This is a genomic window from Acidisphaera sp. L21 (assembly GCF_009765685.1).
In the GTDB taxonomy this organism is placed as follows: Bacteria; Pseudomonadota; Alphaproteobacteria; order Acetobacterales; family Acetobacteraceae; genus LMUY01.
Genome location: NZ_LMUY01000096.1, coordinates 26090 through 46172, shown reverse-complemented (window position 1 = coordinate 46172; position 20083 = coordinate 26090). Strand labels below are relative to the sequence as shown.

Annotated in this window: 19 protein-coding genes; 11 read left to right on the top strand and 8 right to left on the bottom strand. The window is 65.6% G+C overall.

The annotated features are described in order from the left end of the window. Positions 1–32 precede the first annotated feature (32 nt). The 6 genes from GSQ76_RS19425 to GSQ76_RS19405 all read left to right on the top strand — a co-directional run bounded on the left by GSQ76_RS19425 (position 33) and on the right by GSQ76_RS19405 (position 5781). Positions 33–2102: a methyl-accepting chemotaxis protein gene (locus GSQ76_RS19425; RefSeq protein ID WP_158745767.1), complete on the top strand. Its 2070-nt coding sequence runs from the start codon at positions 33–35 to the stop codon at positions 2100–2102. A gap of 129 nt (positions 2103–2231) precedes the next feature. Then, positions 2232–2390 (top strand): hypothetical protein, encoded by a 159-nt coding sequence (locus tag GSQ76_RS30910; RefSeq protein ID WP_174247372.1) that lies wholly within the window; start codon positions 2232–2234, stop codon positions 2388–2390. An 83-nt stretch (positions 2391–2473) separates the two neighbouring features. Next, positions 2474–3418 carry an ABC transporter substrate-binding protein gene (locus tag GSQ76_RS19420; protein WP_158745766.1) on the top strand — a complete coding sequence of 315 codons (945 nt, stop codon included), beginning with the start codon at positions 2474–2476 and terminating at the stop codon, positions 3416–3418. After that, positions 3418–4212, top strand: a complete 795-nt coding sequence (locus GSQ76_RS19415) for an ABC transporter permease (RefSeq protein ID WP_158745765.1) — start codon at positions 3418–3420, stop codon at positions 4210–4212. Before GSQ76_RS19420 ends, GSQ76_RS19415 begins: the two co-directional genes overlap by 1 nt. Further along, positions 4205–4966 carry an ABC transporter ATP-binding protein gene (locus GSQ76_RS19410; protein ID WP_158745764.1) on the top strand — a complete coding sequence of 254 codons (762 nt, stop codon included), beginning with the start codon at positions 4205–4207 and terminating at the stop codon, positions 4964–4966. Before GSQ76_RS19415 ends, GSQ76_RS19410 begins: the two co-directional genes overlap by 8 nt. Next, entirely contained in the window at positions 4963–5781 is an 819-nt protein-coding gene (locus GSQ76_RS19405) for an alpha/beta hydrolase (RefSeq protein ID WP_254070512.1), read from the top strand. Before GSQ76_RS19410 ends, GSQ76_RS19405 begins: the two co-directional genes overlap by 4 nt. Here the strand turns inward: GSQ76_RS19405 and GSQ76_RS19400 are convergent, their stop codons facing one another. Next, complete coding sequence (locus GSQ76_RS19400) at positions 5782–6549, bottom strand: SDR family NAD(P)-dependent oxidoreductase (RefSeq protein ID WP_158745763.1); 768 nt, start codon at positions 6547–6549, stop codon at positions 5782–5784. Positions 6550–6993: 444 nt separating this feature from the next. Here GSQ76_RS19400 and GSQ76_RS19395 point away from each other — a divergent pair, with 444 nt between their 5' ends. After that, positions 6994–9051: a methyl-accepting chemotaxis protein gene (locus GSQ76_RS19395; RefSeq protein ID WP_158745762.1), complete on the top strand. Its 2058-nt coding sequence runs from the start codon at positions 6994–6996 to the stop codon at positions 9049–9051. 31 nt (positions 9052–9082) lie between these two features. Here the strand turns inward: GSQ76_RS19395 and GSQ76_RS19390 are convergent, their stop codons facing one another. Continuing rightward, positions 9083–10018: a polyprenyl synthetase family protein gene (locus GSQ76_RS19390; protein WP_158745831.1), complete on the bottom strand. Its 936-nt coding sequence runs from the start codon at positions 10016–10018 to the stop codon at positions 9083–9085. Positions 10019–10160: 142 nt separating this feature from the next. Here GSQ76_RS19390 and GSQ76_RS19385 point away from each other — a divergent pair, with 142 nt between their 5' ends. Then, on the top strand, positions 10161–10454 hold the full coding sequence (locus tag GSQ76_RS19385) for a DUF2007 domain-containing protein (protein ID WP_335904921.1): 294 nt from the start codon (positions 10161–10163) through the stop codon (positions 10452–10454). Beyond that, on the top strand, positions 10451–11200 hold the full coding sequence (locus GSQ76_RS19380) for a tRNA1(Val) (adenine(37)-N6)-methyltransferase (protein ID WP_254070511.1): 750 nt from the start codon (positions 10451–10453) through the stop codon (positions 11198–11200). The genes GSQ76_RS19385 and GSQ76_RS19380 overlap by 4 nt, the downstream gene beginning before the upstream one ends. An 11-nt stretch (positions 11201–11211) precedes the next feature. Here GSQ76_RS19380 and GSQ76_RS19375 read toward each other — a convergent pair whose 3' ends face one another. The 6 genes from GSQ76_RS19375 to GSQ76_RS19350 form a co-directional block, all read right to left on the bottom strand. Continuing rightward, positions 11212–11415, bottom strand: coding sequence for a hypothetical protein (locus tag GSQ76_RS19375; protein WP_254070510.1), 204 nt, complete (start codon positions 11413–11415; stop codon positions 11212–11214). 333 nt (positions 11416–11748) lie between these two features. Then, positions 11749–12813, bottom strand: a complete 1065-nt coding sequence (locus GSQ76_RS19370) for a ribonucleotide-diphosphate reductase subunit beta (RefSeq protein ID WP_158745761.1) — start codon at positions 12811–12813, stop codon at positions 11749–11751. Positions 12814–12921: 108 nt separating this feature from the next. After that, positions 12922–14787, bottom strand: a complete 1866-nt coding sequence (locus GSQ76_RS19365) for a ribonucleoside-diphosphate reductase subunit alpha (RefSeq protein ID WP_158745760.1) — start codon at positions 14785–14787, stop codon at positions 12922–12924. Between the two features lie 189 nt (positions 14788–14976). Then, on the bottom strand, positions 14977–16128 hold the full coding sequence (locus GSQ76_RS19360; protein ID WP_158745759.1) for a serine hydrolase: 1152 nt from the start codon (positions 16126–16128) through the stop codon (positions 14977–14979). A 28-nt stretch (positions 16129–16156) separates the two neighbouring features. After that, a complete protein-coding gene (locus GSQ76_RS19355; protein WP_254070509.1) occupies positions 16157–17335 on the bottom strand; it encodes an alanine--glyoxylate aminotransferase family protein in 1179 nt (392 codons plus the stop codon). Positions 17336–17492: 157 nt separating this feature from the next. After that, entirely contained in the window at positions 17493–18386 is an 894-nt protein-coding gene (locus GSQ76_RS19350) for a LysR family transcriptional regulator (RefSeq protein ID WP_158745757.1), read from the bottom strand. A 267-nt stretch (positions 18387–18653) separates the two neighbouring features. Between GSQ76_RS19350 and GSQ76_RS19345 the strand changes: the two genes are divergently transcribed. Both GSQ76_RS19345 and GSQ76_RS19340 read left to right on the top strand, forming a co-directional pair. Further along, a complete protein-coding gene (locus GSQ76_RS19345) occupies positions 18654–19388 on the top strand; it encodes an SDR family NAD(P)-dependent oxidoreductase (RefSeq protein ID WP_158745756.1) in 735 nt (244 codons plus the stop codon). A 40-nt stretch (positions 19389–19428) separates the two neighbouring features. Further along, positions 19429–20028, top strand: coding sequence for an NADPH-dependent F420 reductase (locus GSQ76_RS19340; RefSeq protein ID WP_158745755.1), 600 nt, complete (start codon positions 19429–19431; stop codon positions 20026–20028). Positions 20029–20083 lie beyond the last annotated feature (55 nt).

Genomic DNA, 20083 nt, shown 5'->3' with positions numbered 1-20083 from the left:
TGCTGCACCGCCAAATTTCCGGGTGAGCTTCTGTGAAAATCCGCCCGATGCTGATGATGTGTTTTTGCCTGGTTGGTGGCCTGGCCATCACCACTGCCGTCATTCGCATCGTCGACGCGGCATCGCAGCGGGCGACGCTGGAGACGGCGGGAAAGCTGAAGGACAGCCTGCAACTCACCTTGATAGCCAGCGAGAAGCTGGCGCTGGAGCGGGGGATGGCGAGTACGATCTTCGCCCGGGCCGAGCGACCGAGCGAGGCCGCCATCGAGCCCTATAATGCCGCCCGGCGAACCGCCGACTATGCCATCGACACCGCCGAACGCACCTATCCACAGGCCGCCATGCGGCTGGAGGACGTCAAACGCAACCTGGACGCGGCGCGCGAACACATGCTGGCCGTGCTGCGTCAATCGCAGGACGCCCATCACGCCGCAGCCGGCGCCACCTTTGTCAACGCCATCAGCCAGGCCCAGCAGGAGGTCAACCGCGTTGCCGACGAACTGGAAAGCGCCATCGGCCGCCGCTCTCCCGATCTTGGCTATCTGGTCGGCATCGCCCGCTTGTCGCAGGATCTACGGGAGGTGATGGGGCTGCGATCCATCCTGCTGTCCGATTTGCTGGCGCGAGGGCCCACGCTGGCGTCGGCCGGCGAAGAAAAGCTGCAGCGCATCGATGAATTGAGCGGCGCCGCCGCCGCCTTGTGGGACCGGCTGCGGCTGACCGTGGCGCAGATGAAGGACCGCACCAACGTGCTGGCCGCCTGCGGCGCAACCGAGACGTCCATCATGGGCGAGGGCGACCGGATATACCGGCAGGTTGCCAACGCCCTGCGGACCGGCGCCAAGCCGCCGATGACGTTGATCGAGTTCCGAAACTGGACCCAGCCGATCCTGACCAGCAGCCTGCTACTGCGCGATGCCGCCTTTGCCGAGGCTGCCCGGCAGCGTGCGATGGCGCTGCACGACACCATATTGCAGATCTGGCGTGCCGGCTGCATCGGCACGGCGGCACTGTTGGTGACCCTGCTGGCCTCCTATCAGGTGATGCGCCGGGTCGCGCGGCCGTTGCGGGAATTGGCCCACGCCGTCACCCGCATCGCCGATGGCGATCTGAGCGTCCCCGTGCCCGGCGCCGATTGGAAGGATGAGTTGGGGGAGGTCGCCTCCGCCATCGCCATCCTGCGCCAGCGCGCGAGTGCGGCGGAGAAATTGCGCCAGCAGGCCAACCTGGAACAGGAACGCAAGGTCGAAATGGCTGCCTCGCTCACCGAAGCGGCCAAGCGGTTCGAGGATGTCAGTTCCGCCGCGCTGGCCCAGGTGGCCGCGACCGAGGCGGAATTGTCCGAAGCCGCGCAAACCATCAAGGACGCCGCATCGCTGACCGCGCAGGAGGCGAAGGGCGCTGCCGAGGGCGTGGCCGTGGCGGCCACGAGCGTCGCCGCCGTCGCCGCCGCCACCGAGGAACTGGCCGTCTCCGTCCGCCACGTGTCGGACCGTATGTCGGTCGCCGCGCGGGCTGCCGGGTTCGCGGCCGTGGGCGCGGACAAGGCGGCTGATGCGGTGGAGCACCTGGCCGGCACCGCCAGGCGGATCGAGGACATCCTGCGGCTGATCGTGGACATCGCCGGCCGGACCAATCTACTGGCCTTGAACGCGACGATCGAGGCAGCGCGGGCAGGGCAGGCCGGACGCGGCTTCGCCGTGGTCGCGTCCGAGGTGAAGAAGTTGGCGGCGCAAACCGCCAAGGCCGCGCAGGACGTCAGCTCCCACGTGACGGCCATTCTGTCCGCGACGGAGGAAGCCACCGCTGCAATCAGTGGGCTGTCGCTGGAGGTGAGTGCGGTATCGGCCACCGCCGATGACGTGGCCCAGGCGCTGACCCAACAAGGCGCTGCGACCCAGGAAATCGCCCAGGCCGCCCAATCCGCCGCCAGCGGGACGGAGGCCGCGACGTCCAAGGTCGCCAGCGCTGCGATCCAAACCGAGGCCGCTCGCGCCAGCGCCATGCGCCTGCCGCTGGTGTCCGCCGCCGTCGGCCAGGCGACCGGCCTGCTGCGCGACAGCGTGGGAACCTTCGTGAGCGAGGTGCGCTCCGTCGCCTAGCGGCCTGTTTCCGCCGCGCCTCTGGCATGCGGTGCTGGCGAGCGGGGCGGCTGCGTGCAATGGTCGTCGCAAACAACGATTGCCGTGGCGCGCGGCGTCCGATCCGCGCGCGGCAGATAGGAGACGCACATGGCTAAAGTGAACTACCAGTTTCAGAAAGCCGAGCGCGAACGGGCGAAACTGGCCAAAAAAGAGGCCAAGCGCCGCGAGGAAATGCAGCGTTCGTCGACCCCTGCCGAGGCCCCAGCCGCAGAGATCGTGCAGGACAAGGCGCCCGTCGAGTCGTAGTGAGTAGGCCGCCCCGGCCCGGGGCGGCCACGTGACCGGCATGAAATTTGCGTGAGCCCGAGACAATCGTCGGGAGCGTTCGCATGTCGAGCATCACACGTCGCGCCGCCATCGCTGGCGCCCTGGCCACGCCCGCCATCATGCATCGGGCAAAGGCCGCGACGGTCATCCGCATGGGCACGCTGAAGCTGATCCACGCGATCACCCCATATTTCTACGACCGCTTCCTGCCCGCCGGCACCACGGTCGAAATCATCCCGTTCGAGAGCCCGACCGACGGCAAGGATGCCGTCGTCAGCGGCACCGTCGATTTCGGCACGTTCGGCATCGCCGCCGGTATTCTGGGCGCCGCGGTACATCAGCCGGTGGTGGTCATCGGCTCGGAATGCAACAAGGGCATGGCGATCGTCGCCGGCAAAACCAGCAACATCAACACCCTGGCCGATCTGAAGGGCAAGCGGGTGGCGATCTGGCCCGGCTCTACGCAGGAAGTGTTCGTGCTGGAACGCCTGCGGATGGAGGGGATGTCCGTCCGCGACATCACGCCTGTCCGCGTGTCGTTTAGCGAAATGCACGCCGCCCTAGCCCGTGGGGACGTCGATGCCTATGTCGGCGCCGAGCCTGGGCCCGGCCTGTCGGTCGCATCCGGCGTGGGCAAGATCGTGGAGTATCCCTACTCCACCCCCATGGGCAGCCTGAACATGATCCTGGCCACTAGCCGCGACACGCTGGAGAAGAAGCCGGACCTCGCCAAGCTGATGGTGAGCCTGCAGCGCCAGGCCAGCGCCTACGCGATGGCCAACCCGGACGCGATGGTGGCGATGACCGTTGCCAAGCTGGGCATGCAGAAGGCCGCGGTGGAGATCGCCGCCCCGAATGTCGAGCTGAACTGGCAGATGACGCCCACCATGGTGCAGCAGGCCAAGACCTACGCCGACCAGATGCTGTCGCTGAAGCAGATCCGCGCGCTGCCCGACTTCTCGACTTTCTTCGACTCGCGTTTTTCCGACCAGGTCGCCGCCGCCTGATGGGGGCGGCGCTGCGGTCTGCCGCGGCACCTCGCCGGCTGCTGGGCTTGATCGTGCCGGCGATCCTGCTGGTCGCCTGGTGGCTGGCGACCAGCCGGCAAGCCTACGGGCTGATCCCGACGCCGGGTGAGGTCGTCACCGCCCTGGTGGATCTCGCAACCGGGGATGAGGGCGACGCCTTCAGCGGCAGGTTGCCGGCGCACATCGCCGCCTCCGTCGGCAGGGTGTATGGCGCGTTCCTGCTGGCCGCGCTGGCGGCATTGCCCCTGGGCATGCTGGTCGGCCGGTTACGTTGGGCGCACACCTTGCTGGACCCGTTGCTGCAAGTGTTGCGGCCGATCCCCGTCACTGCCTGGCTGCCGCTGTCGATGATCCTGTTCGGATTGGGCGCCCGCTCGGCCTTCTTCCTGGTGGCGCTGGGCGCGTTCTTCCCGATCCTGGTCAACACGATCTTCGCCGTCCGCAGCGTCGAACCTCGCTTGTTCGAGGCTGCGTCCATGCTCGGCGTATCGCCCACCCGCATGTTCCCCAAAGTCGTGCTGCCCGCCTCGCTACCCGGCATCTTCACCGGGCTGCGGTTGGGGCTGGGCTTTGCCTGGGTGGTGATCGTGGTGGGGGAGATGACCGGCGTGCAGACCGGCCTCGGCGCCATGATCATGGATGCCCGCCAATTGTCGCGCACCGACGTGGTGGTGGCCGGCATGGTGGTGATCGGCGCGCTCGGCTTTCTGTCCGACGCACTGGTGCTGGCACTAGGCCGCCGCCTGCTGCGCTGGAGCCCGTCGCATGGCTGAGCCGATCCTGGTCATCGACAAGCTCGGCAAGCGCTACGGTACGGTGGAGGCACTGCGCGGCGCCGACCTGGTCGTGCAGCGGGGGGAGTTCATTTGCCTGCTGGGTGCCTCCGGTTGCGGGAAATCCACCCTACTGCGCGTGGTCGCCGGGTTCGAGGCGGCGAGCGCCGGGCGCGTCGTGGTGTCGGGCAAGCCGGTGACCGGACCGGGGCCAGGCCGTGGCATGGTATTCCAGGATTACGGCCTGTTTCCCTGGTTGACAGTGCGGGACAATATCGGCTTCGGGCCAAGGGCGCGCGGCCTGCCATCCGCCGAAGTCGCCCGGATTGCCGATCGGTTCGTGGAGACGGTGGGGCTGACCCGGTTCGCCAACGCTTTCCCGCACCAACTTTCCGGCGGCATGAAGCAGCGTGTCGCCATCGCCCGCGTGCTGGCGAACGACGCCGAATTGGTGCTGATGGACGAACCCTTCGGCGCGCTGGACGCCATGACGCGGGAGCGATTGCAGGACGAGTTGCTCACCATCTGGGCCGAACGCCGCTTGACAGTGCTGTTCGTGACCCACGCGATCGAGGAAGCGATCCTGCTGGCAGACCGGGTGATCGTGATGTCGCCCGGCCCCGGCCACATCGTGGCGGACGAACGCATTGACCTACCCCGTCGCCGCGACGTTTCCTCACCCGAGTTCAACGAAGTGCGGCGGCGATTGAGCGCCATGCTGCACTCCGACCATCAGAGGGAGGATGCTGCGTGATCGAATGGGGCCAGATGAGCCGGGCGGCGCGCGATGCCGCCTACAACAACACCGACGGGGTGAAGAACAGCGCCACGCTGAACGCCGAGCGCATTGCCGCCTCCGCCGCATACCGGGCGGAGTGGCCGGGCTCCCTGGACGTGCCCTATGGCCCGGCGGAGCGGCAGCGCTGGGACATCTTCCCCGCCGCCGACCCGGCCGCGCCCTGTTTCGTGTTCATCCATGGCGGCTATTGGCAACGCAACACGCGGGAGCAGTTCACCTGTTTGGGCGCCGGGTTGCGGGCGCATGGCTGGTCGGTGGCGCTGCCCGGCTACACACTGGCGCCCGATGCGACGATGACGGCGATCAACGCCGAGATTGTCGCCGCACTGGACTGGCTCGCCGCGCACGGCGCCGCGCACGGCGTCACCGGCCCCGTGGTCCTGTCCGGGTGGTCGGCCGGCGGGCATCTGACGGCGATGGGGCTCGGCCATCCGCTCGTGACCGCCGGGCTCGCCATCTCCGGCCTGTTCGAACTGGGGCCGATCCGCGACACCTATCTCAACCAGGCGCTGCAATTGACCGACGAGGAGATCGTCGCCCTGTCACCCATGCGGCTGCCGGATGTCGCCAAGCCAATGGCGATCGCCTACGGCACGGCCGAACTGCCGCCGCTGGTGGCCGATAGCCGGGACCTGCATGCCAAGCGGTCCGCCGCCCACCTGCCCGGCGCGCTGATACCAGCGCCGGGTGCCGACCACTTCACCATCATCCACGAACTACGCCAGCCCGGTGGCCTGTTGGTCCGCGCCGCGCTGGATCTGCTGCGCTAGCTAGCGAGGCGCCATCCGCAGCGCGCCATCCAGCCGGATCACCTCGCCATTCAGCATCGGCGTCTCCACGACGAACCGCACGACACCGGCATATTCCGCCGGCTCCCCCAGCCGCGATGGGAACGGGACGGAGGCGCCGAGCGATTGCTGCACCTCGGCCGGCAGCCCTTCCATCATCGGCGTCCGGAACAGGCCCGGCGCGATGGTGGCGATGCGGATGCCGTTGCGCGCCAGGTCGCGGGCGATCGGCAGCGTCATGCCGGCAACCCCGGCCTTGGAGGCCGCATAGGCCGCCTGGCCCACCTGCCCATCGAACGCGGCGATCGAGGCAGTGCAGATGATGACGCCGCGCTCCCCACCCGCATTCGGGGTGTTTCCAGCCATGGCGGCAGCGGCAAGCCTGGTCATGTTGAACGTGCCCACCAGGTTGACCATGACGACGCGGGTGAAGGCGGCCAGGGCGTGCGGCCCGTCCTTTCCCACCACTTTTTCGCCATGCGCAATGCCAGCGCAATTGGCCAGGCCGTGCAGGCCGCCGAATGCCTGCTGCGCCAGGGCGATTGCAGCCTGCCCATCCGCCTCCTGCGTCACGTCGGTGGGGATGAAGCGGACGGCGCCGGCCAACTCGGCAGCAATCTGCTCGCCCGCCCGGTGGTTGACGTCCGCCACCACGACCCGGGCCCCGGCGGACACCAGCATGCGCGTTGTCGCGGCGCCAAGTCCCGACGCGCCTCCAGTGACGACGAAGACACTCCCATCGATATCCATGGCGTTGCTCCCTTAGTGATCGAAGGCCTGTACAGTAAATCCGATGCCGCAGGATGAGGCCAGGTTGTCTCCCTGGTAAGAAATTTCTTCAATTTACGTGATGCAAGATCGTTAAATTAGACAAATATTAACGATATGCAGTCATTCTGAGGAGGTCACTCTCGCAGGTAAATCGATGTTCCTGGCCCATAAACCGACCGCGTCCCACTCTCACTTGCAAAGCTCGCTGCGGGCCGATCCAGCCGCGTTATCGGCTATTTCCAGCGATATGTCGGTGGAGGATGGCTGCACTGTCCGTCGGGCAGCGCTCAGCCCGACCGATCCTGCTTTGTGGTGCGTCGCCATCATCCTGGGTGCGGCAACCCTATGGCTGATGGCTTAAACCATTAAGCAAACTGAAACCTCAATTTGCTAAAAGTTTAGCCGGTGTAACAGGCAGTGTAGATGCAAATTCGTAATGTCTTGCTCGTCTGCATTGGAGTTGTGGGGATACTCGCAACGTTCAGTGCCAGTTGGCGCGCATGCGATGCGGTGCAGGACCGCGCCGATCTCCAAGCCTCCATCAAGGCTGCCACCGGTCTTCATGCCGCGATGATTCTCAGCGAGCGGATATCTGCCGCTCGTAGCAAGGTGAGCACGCTGTATAGCGACCCCTTGCCTGCCACCGCCGATACCATGAAGCCGCTGGAAGGTGCCAGCGCCGGTGTCGAAGCCGCGTTGACGGCGGTTCAGCCGTTTGCCGGCGCCACCTGGCCTTCGCTGAACGCGGCGATGGACCGGCTGCGGCGCAGCAAGGATGACGTGTTCCGCGCCGTGCGCGAACCGTCGATCAGCCGCCCGATCGATGCCGACCGCGGCTTCGTCCTGTCCGCCGACAACATGCAGCGCGTGCTGTCGCGCATCGCCGACATAGGCGAGCTGGACGTCACCCGCTACTCCCCCGGCTACGGGCAATTCGTGCAGATCGCCCATCTGTCGCAGCAATTGCGGGAATCCGCCGGGTTGCGCTCGGCGCTGCTGTCGCCCTCGCTGGGGCAGAACGTGCCCCCGGTTCGCATCCGCGACATGGATGAACTGAGTGGCCGGGTGACGCTGCTGTGGCAGCGCATCGAACTGGCGATGGCGCAAGTGAATGACCCGCCCCCCGCCATGCGGGAGGCGAATGAGATCATGGCCCGCACCGTGATGGGCGAGGGCGACAGGACCTACCGCGAGCTAATCACCGCGCTGGGAACCGGGCAGCCGATCGGCATCACCCCGGCCCAATACCGGGTTTGGACCAGCCCAATGCTGGCCAACTCGCTACTGCTGCGCAATGCCGTGTTCGATGAGCTGACACGCCGCTTCGTCGATGCGCGCCGTGGTGCGCTGATGCGCCTTCTGTTCGCCGGCGCCTGCGCCGTCCTGTCCGCCGCCGCAACGCTGGGCGCCGCGTGGCAAGTGCTGTGCCGGGTCGCCCGGCCGTTGCAGGATCTGACCGTCGCCGTCGCCCGCATGGCCGAGGGCGACCTGAACGCCGACATCCCCTGCGTCGGGCGCAAGGACGAGTTGGGGAAGATGGCCCAAGCCGTGCTGGTGCTGCGCGACAGTGCGGCGGACGCCCAGCGCCTGCGCCAGGTGGCCGAGCGGGAGCAGCTTGCCAAGCTGCAGGCCGCCCGCTTGCTTGGCGAGGCCGCCGTGTTGTTCGAACAGGCCAGCGCCATTCAGCTGGTTCAGGTGCATGAGGGCGAAGTGACCCTGAAGCGCACCGCCGAAACCCTGGACAATGCCAGTTACCTGACGGCGCTGCAGACCCAGGACGCCGCAGCCGGCGTGGCGGAGGCGGTGACCAACGTCGAAACGCTCGCCGTCGCGGTGAAGAAGGTGTCGGGCACCGTGCACGACGTGTCCGAACGCATGGCCGATGCCGTCATCGCGGTCGGCGAGGCGGCAAAGGAAGCCAGTTCCGCCCTGGCGCATATCGGTGAACTGACCAAGGTCGCCAATCGCATCAGCGCGGTGGTGGACGTTATCACCGGGATTGCCAGCCGCACGAACCTGCTGGCGCTGAATGCCACGATCGAGGCCGCCCGGGCTGGCAACGCAGGCAAGGGCTTCGCCGTCGTCGCGGCCGAGGTCAAGAGCTTGGCCGCACAGACCGCCCGCGCGACGGAGGAAGTCGCCGGCCATATCGGCGCCATCCAGCTTGCCACCACCCGTGCGACGGACGGTATCGGCACGCTGTCGGCCCAGGTCGGTGCAGTGTCGGAGGCTGCCGGCGATGTCGCCAGCGCGGTGGAGTTGCAGCGCCTCGCCACGCAGGAGATCGCCCTGGCAGCACAGACCGCATCCACCGGGGCCGAACACGCCCACGCCAAGGTTGCCGAGGCGGCGGACCGCACGCAGGACGCCCGTCGGGTCGCGGCTGCGTTGCCCGGGCTCGCCGACGGGATCGCCGACGCCACGGGGGCGCTGCGATCCGAGATCGGGCGGTTCCTCGATGCGGTGCGCGAGGCCGCCTAGCCTGGCGCCCTGCATAGCTATCGGACCGCTGTTAAGCCCCCCGGCTGACGGTGAAATCCGCCACGTCGTGCAGGCACTGACGTAGTTCACCCGGCGGGAACGGCTCCAGCGCACGCTGCGCCGCCAGGGCAAAGCGGCGAGCCCGCTCCAGCGTGGCTTCCAACGCGCCGCGCTGGCCCATCAGCATCAGAGCGTGTTCCAGATCGGCGTCCACCTGCTCGGACTGCTCGATCGTGCGGGTCCAGAACTCCCGCTCCACCGGACTGCCGGCCTCGTAGGCGGCGAGCACGGGCAGGGTGATCTTGCCCTCACGGAAATCGTCGCCAACGGTCTTGCCCAGCGTCATCTGATCGGCCGAGTAGTCCAGCGCGTCATCCACAAGCTGGAACGCCATGCCGATATTGTCGCCATAGGCCGCTAGCGCCGCAACCTCGTTGGCTGGCCGCCCGGCGACGATCGCGCCCACCTGGCAGGCCGCCGCGAACAGCGCCGCAGTCTTGCCGCCGATCACGTCCAGATACCGTTCTTCGGAGGTCGATAGGTCGTTCTGCGTCGTCAGCTGCAGCACCTCACCCTCCGCGATCGTTGCCGCGGCGCGGGACAGGATTTCCAACACTTCCAACGAGCCGTCACCAACCATCAGCTGGAAAGCGCGGGCAAACAGGAAATCGCCGACCAGGACCGAGGATTTGTTGCCGAAAATCGCGTTGGCGCTGGCCAGGCCGCGGCGCAATACGCTCTCATCCACCACATCGTCGTGCAATAACGTGGCGGTATGGATGAATTCAACGCAGGCGGCGAGCTGGACGTGTCGTTTGCCGGAATAGCCGCACATCCGCGCGCAGCCGATCGTCAGCATCGGCCGCAGCCGTTTACCGCCCGCCGCGACGATGTGGGCTGCGAGTTGCGGGATGAGCGCGACCGGGCTGTCCATCTGCTCGATAATGGCGCGATTACACGCGACCATGTCATCGGCGATCAGCACGGACAGTCGCGTCAGCACGTCACCTCCACCACCGGCGGTCGGGCCGCGCACCGGATCGTGTAGCGAAGGGCTGGCGAGGGCGCCCAAACGGAGAACTCCGACTTGTGAGTGACGAGATTGTAGGATGGTGTTCGGCTTCTACCATATCGGCGGCGCGAAAAAACGGTCAAGGCGACCGGAAGCGATTCAGACAGGCGGAATGAGGCCCATGCACGTCGTCGTGATCACCAATGACCCGGTTCGATTGAGCTTTTTGGGCGCGCTGCTTCGCGATGCCGGAATCGATGCCACCGTGCTGGACGCCCATGTCAGCGCGATGGAGGGCAGCATCGGCGCCATCCCACGGCGACTCGCAGTAGCCGACGACGACGCCGGCGCGGCCCGGCGGGTCTTGCGGGAGGCTGGCGAACTGCCGTGACCACCGACAGCATCTCCGCCGGGTTCACGTTGACGCAGGGGACGCTGCTGGGCGGCCGTGTGACCTACCGCCAGCCAAGCGCCGGCTATCGCACGGGGATCGAGCCTGTGTTGCTGGCCGCCAGCGTCGCCGCCCGCCCAGGGGAGCGAGTGGTCGAGGGCGGCACCGGCGCCGGCGCCGGTGTGCTGTGCCTGGCGGCCCGCCTTCCCGGCGTGATCGCCATCGGGGTCGAGCGCGATGCCGCCCTGGCCCAATTGGCGCAGGCCAATATCGAGGCAAATGGTTTCGCACTGGCGCGGGTCGATGCCGGCGACATCCGCGACCTGCCGGCGGAGCCGCGTTTCGACCACGCCATCGCCAACCCGCCCTGGCACGAGCCGCTGGGCACGGCCTCCCCCACGCCGATGCGGGAGGCGGCAAAGCGCGCGACGCCCGGGCTGTTGGAGGCATGGACCGGCCGGCTGGGCCGCAGCCTGCGACAGGGCGGTACGTTGACCCTGCTGGTACCCGCAACGCTGACCGCGCAGGCGCTGGACGCCGTGACCAAGGCCGGCTGCGGCGGTGCGACGCTGCTGCCGCTATGGCCGCGACCGGGGCAGGAGGCACGCCTGCTGCTGTTGCGGGCGACCAAGACCGGCCGCGGCCCCTGCCGGATCCTGCCGGGCCTGGTACTGCACGAGGGCGACGGATTTTCGGCCGAGGCACGGGCGATCCTGTGGGAAGGCGCCGCGCTCACCTGGCGCTAGCGGATGGCGCCCTATTCGTCCGATTCGGGGTTGCGGAGTTGCCATAGACGTTCGTGCGCGGCGACCAGGCTTTCCATATCGCGGCGCCGGCCGCTCTGCTGCGGGGCCGGCTTGCGCGTCACCATGATCTCCAACGCGTGCAGCAATGCCTCCGCGATCTCCAGATCGGAAATATCGCAGGCATGGTGGAACGCGACCAGGATCTTGTCCGACAACCGGCGCCCCAGCCGTGGGACAGATTGCGGTGAGTCGCGAGCCGAATCGCTCTCGCTCGATGCTGTCACCGGCATCACGTCAACAGATTTTGGTCAAAGGGCACCATACAAAAAGTATTTCACGCTCGTGCCGTGCGGTGCATTCACAATCGAACCTAGACGTTCACATTCTTGAAGAGAGGGCGCAATGTTTGTTGATTAACGTGTTAATCAGACAAGCAGACTACGTGTTTCATGTCGGTATGCTAACTAATGAAACAGCCCTGCGTCAAAACAATATTTACTGGACGGGCGGCTAATTTTGGATCGTGCCAGAATCAGCCGCCCCCAAGGTCAAACCGGCGGCAGAGTTATGGCACCGCTCGGCTGCGACTCCTCGAACACCTGGGAGGAGAATGCTTCCTCCCAGCTGCCCTGCGTCGAGGCGCGGCTGTATTCGGTGGAGCGGTTTTCGAAGAAATTCGCGTGCTCCACCGCATTCAACATGTCGTCCAGCCAGGGTAGCGGATTGGTTTCCACCAGATACAGTGGATCGAGACCCAACTGGATCAGCCGCCGGTCCGCGATGTAGCGGATGTAGCGCTTCACCTGCTCCGCACTCAGCCCTTCGACCGAGCCAAGTTCGAAAGCCAGGTCGATAAACGCATCCTCGTGGTCGACGATGGTGGCGCACATCTCGACCAACTCGGTGCGCAGCGCTTCGGTCCAGATCTCTGGATTTTCCTGCACGAAGGTGCGGAACAGCCGGATGATCGACAGGCAATGCAGCGTCTCGTCCCGAACCGACCAGGTGACGATCTGGCCCATGCCCTTCATCTTGTTGAAGCGTGGGAAATTCAGCAGGATTGCGAACGACGCGAATAGCTGCAGCCCCTCGGTAAACGCACCGAATGCAGCCAGGGTCTTGGCGATCTCGTGCTTATTATCGACACGGAAGCCCTGCATGTAGTCGAATTTGTCCTTCATCTGCTTGTATTTCATGAAGGCCGTGTATTCGAGCTCGGGCATGCCGATGGTGTCGAGCAGATGGCTATACGCCGCGATGTGGATCGTCTCGATATTGCTGAATGCGGACAGCATCATCAGCACTTCAGTCGGTTTGAACACCTGGCTGTAGTGCTTCATGTAGCAATTGTTCACCTCGACATCCGCCTGGGTGAAGAAGCGGAAAATCTGCGTCAGCAAATTTTGCTCCGGCGCGGTCAGGCTGCGGTGCCAATCCTTCACGTCGTCGGCCAGCGGGACTTCCTCCGGCAGCCAATGCACGCGCTGCTGGGTCAGCCATGCTTCATACGCCCAGGGGTAGCGGAACGGCTTGTAGACCGGGTTCTCGGTCAGAAGGTCCATTTGGACGCTGGGTTGCCGGGTCGGCTCGGCGGGGGAGATGCTGCCATCCATGCGGGAGGCTCCTGTATCGGGTTGGTGGAATGCCGAACGGGCGGGCGCGCCGCGCAGGCGCGGGTCCCAATCCCATTCGGCCGTAAGAGTAGTCCGGCGAGCTTTAGCCTATTGGCAGGCGAGGCATTCTTCGTAGTTCGTTGACGCCGGGACGATGGGCATCGCCACGGCGGCCTGCAGGATGGCAGTCGGCGCCACCGCTTTTTCGCTGACGTTGTCGGCCCGCTGGATCGACAGGCTGCGGCAGTAATACAGCGACTTCACGCCACGCTTCCAGGCGAGGAAGTGGATCTGGTGCAGGTCGCGCTTGTGAATATCGGCGCGCAGGAACAGGTTGACCGACTGGCTTTGGCAGACGAACGGCGTGCGGTCGGCCGCGTGCTCCACCACCCAACGCTGATCCAGCTCGAACGCGGTCTTGTAGACCGCCTTCTCGTCATCGGACAGGAAGTCCAGATGCTGCACGCTGCCCTTGTTCAGCGTGATGGAGGACCAGATCTCGTCCTGGTCCATGCCCTTCTCGGCCAGCAGCTTCTGCAGGTGGCGGTTGCGCACGGTGAACGAGCCGGACAGCGTCTTTTGCAGGAACACGTTGGCGGCAATCGGCTCGATCCCCGGGCTGGCGTTGCCCGCGATGATCGAGATCGAGGCGGTCGGCGCGATCGCCATCTTGTGCGAGAACCGTTCGTGCACGCCGTATTCTTCCGCATCCGGGCAGGCGCCACGCTCGGTCGCCAACTGGATCGACGCCGCGTCCGCACCGGCGCGAATGTGCTTGAACATCGTCTTGTTCCACACCTTGGCCATCACGCTCTCGAACGGGACGTTCAGCGCCTGCAGGAACGAGTGGAAGCCCATCACACCCAGACCGACCGAGCGCTCGCGTGCCGCAGCATATTTCGCCCGCTCCATCTCGTCCGGCGCCCGGTCGATGAAATCCTGCAACACGTTGTCGAGGAAGCGCATCACGTCCTCGATGAACAGCGGGTGGTCCTTCCACTCGAACCAGGTCTCCAGATTCAGCGAGGACAGGCAGCACACCGCCGTTCGCTGCATGCCTTGATGGTCGATCCCGGTCGGCAGGGTGATCTCGCTGCACAGATTGGAGGTGCGCACCTCCAGCCCGGCCAGCTTGTGATGCTCCGGCCGGCCGTTGTTCACGTGGTCGGAATAGACGATGTACGGCTCGCCGGTCTCGATGCGGGCCGTCAGGATCCGGATCCACAAATTGCGGGCGCTGATCTGCCGCACCGGGGTCTGGTCCTTCGGCGACAGCAGGGACCACGCCTCGTCATTCTCGACCGCGCGCATGAATGCGTCCGACACCTGGATGCCGTGGTGCAGGTTCGGCGCCTTGCGGTTCGGGTCGCCACCGGTGGGGCGGCGGATCTCGATGAACTCCTCGATCTCCGGATGGCTGACGGGCAGGTACACCGCCGCCGAGCCGCGCCTCAGCGAGCCCTGGCTGATCGCCAGCGTCAGGCTGTCCATCACCCGGATGAACGGGATCACGCCGGAGGTCTTGCCGTTCTGCCCGACTTTCTCGCCGATCGAGCGCAGATTGCCCCAGTAGGAGCCGATGCCGCCGCCCTTGGACGCCAGCCACACATTCTCGTTCCACAACCCGACGATGCCGTCCAGGCTGTCCGACGCCTCGTTCAGGAAGCAGGAGATCGGCAGGCCGCGCTTGGTGCCGCCATTGGACAGCACGGGGGTGGCGGGCATGAACCACAGCTTGCTGATGTAGTCGTAGATCCGCTGGGCGTGATCCGCATCGTCGCCGTAGAAGCTGGCAACCCGGGCGAACAGATCCTGGTAACTCTCCCCCGGCATCAGGTAGCGGTCATCCAGCGTGGCGCGACCAAAATCCGTCAGCAGGGCGTCGCGGGAGCGGTCGACATGGACGGGAAAGCAACCCGGCATCTGCACGTCGTCGGTGCTCAACAGGGGCATTGGCTTCGTCATCTCATTCATCGCACCGACTCCATCACCCACAGAACGGCCCCCACCTTATGTAGTCGTGGAGCCGCCGCCAACCGCTATATAATGTGTTGCGAAGGTTTTTGAGCTTGCATGTGGCGGTTCGGTTTGCGCTGGATCATGATGCTAAGAACCCCAACAGAGCGACGAACAGGGGTCTAACACGAAAACAAAACGGGAACACTAGCGGTTTTGTTGGGCCTCGTAGACGCTCGTCTCGAAAGCGTCGAACAACCCCAGCACCGCCGGGTCGGCAAAGGGTAGAAGCTGCGCCATCAGCACGCCAGCTATGCGGCTGCTTGGGTCCAACCAGTAGTAGCAATTGGCCAGCCCGGCCCACGCGACGCTGTTGGCCGCACGACCGGCATGCCCGGCAGTGCTCGTCGTCATGAACCCGTAGCCCCAGCCTTTCGCCACTCCGGGGAAGAACTCCGCGTCATTCGACAGGTGTGGCATCTCGGTTGGTAGCGCCCGCACCGCGATGGGCGCGATCTGGTTGCGCATCATCGACGCCACCGTGTCTGGCCGTAGCAAATTGTCGCCGCCCCGCAGCAACATCGCCAACAGCTTCAAATAGTCGGATGCGGTGGAGTAGAGGCCACCGCCGCCGCCCTCCAGCTCCGGCTTGCCAGGACGCCCGGAACTGCCGGGCTTCAGCCCGCCATCTGGCAGGCGGGTATGGCTGGACGCGACCCGGTCACTGTCCGGCCGGCCGAATTGGGTGTCCACCATGCCCAGCGGACCGAAAATATGCTCGGCGAAATAGGCGCCCAGCCCTTGCCCGCTCACCGCCTCCACCACCTTGCCGGCCCAGTCGATGCCGATGCCGTATTCCCAGCGGTCCCCCGGGTCGAAGGCCAGGGGGCGATCCAGCGCCGCGTTCAGCCCGCTGGCGGAGGTGGGGACGCCCGTCACCTCGATGTAGCGGCGAATGTTGGGGTTCCAGACTTCCTGGCAGAAGCCCGAGGTATGGGTCAGCAGGTCGTGTAGCGTCACCTCACGCCGGGCAGGGCGCAGCACCGGCTGCCCGGCGTCGTCGAACCCGGTCAGCACCTGCAGATCGGCCAACTTCGGCACGATCGGACCCAACGGATCCCACAGCCCGATGCAGCCCTGTTCCACCAACTGCATCGCCGCGATCGAGGTCACCGCCTTGGTCAGCGAGGCAATCCAGAAGATCGTGTCCAGCGTCATCGGCACGTCGCCGCCAAACTGCCGCACCCCGGCGGCCGCCTGGCAGAGCGTGCTGGTGCCATCCGTCGCCATCGCCACGGCGCCGGGCACGTCCCCACGAGCCACCGCCGCCTGTAGTATATCGGCCAGTCTCTGGCTCATTGGGGTCGTTTCCTCCGTTCGGCGTGGATCAGGCGGCTTCGGCGAGATACTCCATCGCCGCATCCACGCCGCCGCGCCCGTGCGGCACGCCGTTGATCTTCAGGCTCATTTCCACCGCGCCCAGCGTGCCCAGGATCATCGGCTCGTTCAGATCGCCCAGATGGCCGATCCGCATCACCTGGCCGCCCAGCTTGCCCAATCCACCGCCGGTGGACACGTTGAACTTCTCCAGCGCGGTCTTGCGGACGGCGTCGGAGTTGAAGCCCTCGGGGAACTTGATCGCGGTCACCGAGTCGGACAGGCGATCCGGCGACAGGCAAAACAGCTCAGGCCCGCCGACATTGCCGGACCAGGTGCGCACGGCGCGGCGGACGCCCTCGGCCAGGCGATGGTGCCGGGTGATGACGCCGTCCAACCCCTCCAACTCGATCAACCGCACCGATTCGGCCAGGCCGTAGAACATGCCGGTGGGGATGGTGCCCATGAAGGCGCGGAACGAGCGCTTCGTCATCTCCGACCAGTCGAAATAGTGGCGGGCCATCGTCGACGACGCATGCACCTTCATCGCCTTGGCCGACACCGCGGTGAACGAGCAGCCGGTCGGCAGCATCAGCCCCTTCTGGCTGCCACCCACGGCGGCATCGATGCCCCAATCGTCGAACCGGAATTCCAGCGAGCCGAGGGAGGAGATGGTGTCCACCAGCAGCAGCGCGTCCGACCCGGCGGAGTCGATCGCGGCGCGGACCGAGGGCAGGTCCAGCATCATGCCGGTCGCCGTTTCGTTATGCACGCACAGCACGCCCTTCGCCTCGGGCGTCTCCTTCAGCGCCGCGGTGATCGCGGCATATTCCACGCCGCGGCGCCAATCGGGGGCCGCGACCGTTTTGGTGCGTAGCCCGAACTTGGCCGCCATGGCCGCCCAGCCCTCGCTGAACCACCCGGTTTCCACGACCAGCACCAGATCCCCGGGGGAGAACAGGTTGACCAGCGTGGCCTCCCACGAGCCATGGCCGGAGGCGGTGTAGATGAACACGTCCCCGGTCGTGCGCAGGACCCGCTTCAGGCCGCCCACGGCGGTGTTGAATAATTCGGCGAATTCGCCGTCCATGAAGTCGATGGTGGGTCGGTCCATCGCCCGCAGAATGCTGTCGGGGATATTCGTCGGCCCCGGATTGGCGAAGAACTGACGGCCTGTCTTACGTGCCACGGTGCTTACTCCCATTCGATCGTAGGCGATTACGGCAAACGAATTGGCCGGTCAAAGCCGCTAACGGTGGAGGTGACGATTGATGGGGGCGGTTTGTCATCCGCGAGGGTGTCGGCGGCAAAGCTGCCGACCACTTTTGTGCCCTGCCGAGGGAGCGTCACGGCGTGTTCGGCAATCCCGCGAGAAGCGGCGCGTAAGCCGCGAGCCTGCGCGATACGAATTCGGTAAACAGCCGCACGCGCTTTGTCTTACGTGCCTCCCCCTGGGTGAGGAGCCACACCGCGCCGTACAGGTGCAGATCCGTTCCCGGCACCCTCACAAGAAGAGGGTCGGCATCGCCAACGAAGCACGGCAGTGTCGTTATCCCGATCCCTTGCTGCACAGCAACGATCTGCGCCTCGGCGTCCGTGGTCTTGAATGGCACCCCTGTGGTGCGAACCTCCCCCTCGCTCGCCCAGCTCGGGATTCCATGAAGGCTTATGACGATCCACCGCAGGGGGTAAGGCGCATCCTCACGCCACGCGGCGAGTGCATCGCGGGACATGTAGACGCCGCCGAACAACTCCGGTCCCTTCATGCCGTGAAGATTGAGCGGCAGGGTTTTGCGGTCGTAGACGACGCGGATCGCGACGTCGGCCTCTCGGTTGGTCAGATTTGCCAGCTCGCCGGACGACAGGATTTCCATCTCGATCTCCGGATGCAGACGCACGAAATCGGCGAAGCCCGGCATGAGCAGGTGTGTCGCGAGGGGCGGCGGCAGCGTAACCCGCAGCAGTCCACGCACGCTCTGGTCGCGTCCGAAAACGCGGGTCTCCAGCCGGTGCGACGACGCTTCCATCTGGTCGGCAAACTCGAGGACTTCCTCGCCGGCCTCCGTCAGACGGTAGCCCGACGGCCGCTTATCAAACATCTGGACCCCGAGGCGTTCCTCCAGCTGGGCGATGCGTCGCAGCACGGTGGCGTGGTTCACGCCGAGGCGCTCGGCGGCCGCCCGCACCGAGCCTCCGCGTGCGACGGCAAGAAAATAGCGAACGTCGTCCCAGTCGATCATGGTGCAATCCCGCACCGCGCGGTGCGCCCTCCGAGGCTCAGGTCTAACACATGGACCGGCAGGGCGGGCGGTCTTCATCGATTGTGCAGACAAAAGCGGCCCAGGTGCAAGCCGCGGACGCTGGCCAAACCGAATCGGGTCAATCGTCCAGCCGGTTCGATTTTGCACCACCGATGTGCGCGCTTCTGCACTCAACGCCCGGCGCCGACAGACCCAACTCGGGGTCTCCGGGGCAGATGCTGTCCCGACACCACGAAGGGATAAGTTATGGGCAAGCTTGAGGGTAAGGTTGCAGTCGTGACGGGTGGATCGAGCGGCATGGCCCTGGCGAGCGCCAAGCTGTTCGTCGAAGAAGGCGCCTATGTTTTCATCACGGGCCGAAAGCAGGAGACGCTCGACGAGGCCGTCAAGCTGATCGGCCGGAACGTCACCGGGGTGCGCGGCGACGCTGCCAATCTCGACGACCTAGACCGTCTGTTCGACACGGTGAAGCGGGAAAAGAGCAGGATCGACGTCCTGTATGCAAGCGCTGGCATCGGCGAAGCCGTACCGCTGGGCGAGATCACCGAGCAGCATTTCGATGCGACCTTCGGCCTGAATACGCGCGGCACGCTGTTTACGGTTCAGAAGGCGTTGCCGCTCTTCAACGATGGCGGATCGATCTTCATGACCGGGTCGGTCGCGTCGGTGAAAGGCTTTCCTGGTTACGGCGTGTATGCGGCGAGCAAGGCGGCATTGCGCTCGTTCGCCCGCACTTGGCTCAACGAATTGAAGGGCAGGAACATCCGGGTGAACGTGCTGAGCCCGGGGCCGATCGCCACGCCAATGCAGGACCAAGTTCTCACCGAGGAGGCGAAGCAGATGTTCGAATCCCTGATACCGCGCGGCAAGATGGGTCGCCCTGAGGAAATTGCAGCGGTCGCGCTGTTTCTCGCGTCGGACGATTCGAGCTTCGTGAATGGGGTGGAGTTGTCCGTCGACGGCGGCTTCTCGGCCATCTGAACGGTTGAAAATCAATATCAATACGAATTGGAGCAACATCATGAGCTATGCGATTGTCGGCTTCGGCGCGATAGGCCAGGCGCTCGCCCACGCCTTCGCCCGTAAAAACATCGACGTGACCGTCGCGAGCCGCCGGCCACCCGAGGCATTGGCGCCACAGGCCCGAGTGATTGGACCCACGGTCATCGCCAAGTCGCTGCAGGAGGCACTTGAGGCCGACACGATCATCTTGGCAGTCCCGTTCGGGGAGCATCGCGAGGTTGCCAAGGCCCTGCCGAGTTGGAACGGCAAGACAGTCATCGACGCGATGAATGCACAGGTGCCCCTGGAAGAACTGGACGGCCTCCTGTCCTCCGCCTACGTCGCGAAGGCATTCACCGGCGCCAAATTCGTCAAAGGCTTCAATCACCTGATCGCGGCCACCCTGGCCGCGGATCCGGCCGTCGAGGGCGGCCACCGCGTGATATTTCTATCGAGCGACGACGACGACGCGATCGCACCCGTGGCGGCCTTGGCCAAGCAACTCGGGTTCGCACCCGTCAAGTTGGGAAAGCTCAACGAAGGTGGGGCGCTGGTGCACGCTCGCGGCCGGGTTTGGGGCCCGCTCATCTTCCAGGATTTGTTCAAGACGGTGCAGTAATCGATCTACGACGGTGTGATCGACGCCAAGAACTGGTCGCGCGCGCTAGCTGGTT

Bases quoted from the DNA above. Each gene is read 5' to 3' on its own strand.
- GSQ76_RS30910 (WP_174247372.1), top strand. From the start codon at position 2,232: ATGGCTAAAGTGAACTACCAGTTTCAGAAAGCCGAGCGCGAACGGGCG.
- GSQ76_RS19420 (WP_158745766.1), top strand. From the start codon at position 2,474: ATGTCGAGCATCACACGTCGCGCCGCCATCGCTGGCGCCCTGGCCACG.
- GSQ76_RS19415 (WP_158745765.1), top strand. From the start codon at position 3,418: ATGGGGGCGGCGCTGCGGTCTGCCGCGGCACCTCGCCGGCTGCTGGGC.
- GSQ76_RS19410 (WP_158745764.1), top strand. From the start codon at position 4,205: ATGGCTGAGCCGATCCTGGTCATCGACAAGCTCGGCAAGCGCTACGGT.
- GSQ76_RS19400 (WP_158745763.1), bottom strand. From the start codon at position 6,549: ATGGATATCGATGGGAGTGTCTTCGTCGTCACTGGAGGCGCGTCGGGA.
- GSQ76_RS19395 (WP_158745762.1), top strand. From the start codon at position 6,994: ATGCAAATTCGTAATGTCTTGCTCGTCTGCATTGGAGTTGTGGGGATA.
- GSQ76_RS19390 (WP_158745831.1), bottom strand. From the start codon at position 10,018: ATGGTCGCGTGTAATCGCGCCATTATCGAGCAGATGGACAGCCCGGTC.
- GSQ76_RS19385 (WP_335904921.1), top strand. From the start codon at position 10,161: ATGGTGTTCGGCTTCTACCATATCGGCGGCGCGAAAAAACGGTCAAGG.
- GSQ76_RS19370 (WP_158745761.1), bottom strand. From the start codon at position 12,813: ATGGATGGCAGCATCTCCCCCGCCGAGCCGACCCGGCAACCCAGCGTC.
- GSQ76_RS19365 (WP_158745760.1), bottom strand. From the start codon at position 14,787: ATGAATGAGATGACGAAGCCAATGCCCCTGTTGAGCACCGACGACGTG.
- GSQ76_RS19360 (WP_158745759.1), bottom strand. From the start codon at position 16,128: ATGAGCCAGAGACTGGCCGATATACTACAGGCGGCGGTGGCTCGTGGG.
- GSQ76_RS19350 (WP_158745757.1), bottom strand. From the start codon at position 18,386: ATGATCGACTGGGACGACGTTCGCTATTTTCTTGCCGTCGCACGCGGA.
- GSQ76_RS19345 (WP_158745756.1), top strand. From the start codon at position 18,654: ATGGGCAAGCTTGAGGGTAAGGTTGCAGTCGTGACGGGTGGATCGAGC.
- GSQ76_RS19340 (WP_158745755.1), top strand. From the start codon at position 19,429: ATGAGCTATGCGATTGTCGGCTTCGGCGCGATAGGCCAGGCGCTCGCC.